General features: G+C 48.6%; 2 protein-coding genes. Both read right to left on the reverse strand.

All coding sequences use genetic code 11. The features are described 5' to 3' along the window. Nucleotides 1-570: 570 nt before the first annotated feature. Nucleotides 571-972 carry an OsmC family protein gene (locus VZT47_RS09865; RefSeq protein WP_330224791.1) on the reverse strand — a complete coding sequence of 134 codons (402 nt, stop codon included), beginning with the start codon at nt 970-972 and terminating at the stop codon, nt 571-573. A 258-nt stretch (nt 973-1230) separates the two neighbouring features. Further along, nucleotides 1231-2358, reverse strand: coding sequence for an aminotransferase (locus tag VZT47_RS09870; RefSeq protein ID WP_330224792.1), 1128 nt, complete (start codon nt 2356-2358; stop codon nt 1231-1233). Between the last annotated feature and the right edge of the window lie 668 nt (nt 2359-3026).

Genomic DNA, 3026 nt, shown 5'->3' on the forward strand with positions numbered 1-3026 from the left:
AGCAGGCGGATGGGATGATTGATGCTTGTTTGCTCATGTGACTCTGTCGTTATCGGCAAAAATCATCAATCTTTCGTCTCTTTCCAAGGTGGATTTTTTGACCAGGAAACTTTACCGCCGATACAGCCAGGGAATGGTTTCGACTTGTTCGTTCCCCACCGCTTCGCGGAGCCCCCTTATCGAAGGGGGCCACGCTTTTTCCGATAGAGTCATTTTTTCTGCATATGTTTCTTCATTAGCCTCATTTGTACCTTGTACCGAACCCTGCGCTTGTACCTTTTTCATTATCTTCGACATGTACCTGCTTGACATCCCCCCACCGCATTCGCGGAGCCCCCCGCACTTCGGGGGGCTCTTTCTTGCCGATAGAGTCAATTGTCCTGAGTTCCTTTCGTCAGTTAATCCCATTTCGACTTGTACGGTTTTTCAACCCCGCCTGTGTAAAATCCCCATATACTTGCTGCGCATCAGCGCCGCCACCTTCCCTAATCCCTAACCCCCAATCCCCAATTCCTCCAAAATAAAAGCCTCCCGGCCCAAATGGACTGAGAGGCTTATTTCTAAAACTGCTCACACATCATAGACGAAGGTATATTCTTTCTTCGTCTCTTTCCTGATGGTCCTGCCTACGGTGCAGTGTTCTACGGGAACGGTCTGGAGGAATTCTCTTTCTTCTTCAGGTACCGATTTCGGCAGATGGAAGGTGGCGCGGATGACGCCAACTCCTCCGGCGTCGGAGATTTCTTTATCTGCTTCGGCCCAGGCGCCTTCCATGGAGATGCCTTTTTTGCCGGCTCCGTAAATGATATTGGTGAGGGTACAGGAAATGACGGCAGAGAGGAGAAGTTCGACAGGGGTCATGTATTCTCCTTTTCCTCCTACTTCTTTGACGGCATCGGAGTGGATGATTTCTTTCCGTCCCGGTACTTCAAATGACAGTCTCATCTGTCCTTCGTTCGTAATTTTCATCATGGGTAAGACCTCCTTGGTGTATTTTATTAAGTTAATTATACCATGAGGAAAATGAAATACGAGCAGCCGGAGGAAATAGTTATCAGTTATCAGTGAATGTGGCCGCCTGAAAATGATATGGACGGCCATTTTATATACAGCTGTCTTTGACCAACTATATAAAAAATGGCCCACTTCCTCATTCTGACGCGGGCCACCATCACTGCAAACTGATAACTTTTACATACAGTTTTTCTTCCTGTATTTCCATACAGCTTTTCAGTCACTCAGGCTTTCCATAAATTTCTTCATCCCTGCAAGGCCCTGACGAAGTTCTTCTGTGTCGGAAGCATAGCCGATTCGCATGGAGTGTTCTTCTTCGAAGCAGGCGCCGGGGGTGACGAAGGTGCCGACGGTATCATACATTTTTTTGCAGAATTCGTAGGAGGGAATATCGAAATCATAGTAGACCAGGGCGGTGGTGCCTGCTTTGGGTTTGACATAATGGAGATGGGGTTCGTTTCTGATGAAGGTATCCAGAATTTCCAGATTGCCCCGGACGATGGCTTTATTTCTGGCGAGGAGTTTGTCTGCGTGTTTCAAAGCGATGGATGCCCCTTCTTCATCAAAAAGTCCACAGCTGATGAGATCATAGTCTCGGTGCGACAGGACGGAGGCGAGGAATTCTTTGTCATGGCTTGCGATCCAGCCCAGACGGATGCCGGCGAGGGAGAAGACTTTGGACATGGAGGAGATGGAAATGCCTTTTTCATAAAGGTCTACGATGGATTCGCTCCATTCCTCTTCCTGGGTGAGATGACGATAGACTTCGTCGCAGAGAATATAGGCGCCGCAGGATTTTGCGATTTCCACGATTTCTTCCAGCATTTCCCTGCTCATAAGGGCACCGGTGGGGTTGTTCGGGTTATTGATGCAGATGAGTTTCGTCCCCGGAACGGCCAGTCTTCTGAGTTCGTCCATGTCTGGAAGGTAGCCGTTTTTTTCGTCCAGATGAAGGAGCTTCAGATCGGCGCCGAAGCTTTCGGGGATGGAGTAAAGCTGCTGGTAGGTGGGCATGATGGAAATCACCCGGTCTCCCGGTTCTATGAGGGAGTAAAAAACATGATGGCTCGCCCCGGCGGCGCCGTGAGTGGGGATGATTTCGCCCGGAGTCATGGTTTTGTAGAGCTGACAGATGCCTTCTTTGAATTCCGGATTGCCTACGATATAGCCGTAGGTAAGGCGCTTTTTGGAAATATTGTTCCAGAAGGCTTCTTTGTCTTCTCCGGTGATTTCGAAGAGTTCATCCAGGGATACAGAGTCCACGCAGGTTTCGGCGATATTGTACCTGGCGCCGGTTTCCCAGGCATTCATCCATTCTTCCACTTTGAAGGGGGCGATTTTCATGATTTTTCTCCTTTGCTTCTAAAAAAGGAGCCCCGGGACTGCCTTATAACACTTGCGTGCCGTACCTGCGGCGAGTCCCAGGTCCCCTTTCTGCTCTCCACCCGGTGATGGAGAAAGGTGTCTTATGTAGATGGAAATAAAATAGCATGGAATGCCCTTCGTGTCAATTATTTTTCAGTGACTTTTGAATCGGTGGTGTCGGGGGTATCGGGATTGATGCTTATTCTCTCATGTGCGTGAAATGGTTTTCATCGTTTTAGACATTCATCTTCTCCCTGACTTTCAAAGAGAGGTTTTCCGACCCGGCAGCTTTATCACCGCTCCTGCCAGAAATGGTTACGACTTGATCGCTGCCCACCCCTTTGGGGAGCCCCCTTCTCGAAGAGAGCCCGCGTCTTACGGATTTTCCCATCTTTCCCAAGTAATTTTCGTCAGTCAGCCTCGTACGTGCCATCTGCCGAACCCTGCGCTTGTACCTTTTTTGTTCATTTTCGACATGTACCTGCTTGACATCCCCCATCGCATTCGCGGAGCCCCCCGAACTTCGGTAATGGCACACACTTAAGGATTTACTCCTAAAAACAGACAATTACATAACCCTATTTTAGCGTATCCAGCAGGATACGCTTTTTAATTTATTAATTTTAAATTTTAATGCGCGGAAAGCT

It is taken from the genome of Dialister sp., assembly GCF_036343215.1.
Taxonomy (GTDB): domain Bacteria; phylum Bacillota; class Negativicutes; order Veillonellales; family Dialisteraceae; genus Dialister.

Coding starts and splice junctions, on each gene's coding strand:
- VZT47_RS09865 (WP_330224791.1), bottom strand. CDS start 972: ATGATGAAAATTACGAACGAAGGACAGATGAGACTGTCATTTGAAGTA.
- VZT47_RS09870 (WP_330224792.1), bottom strand. CDS start 2,358: ATGAAAATCGCCCCCTTCAAAGTGGAAGAATGGATGAATGCCTGGGAA.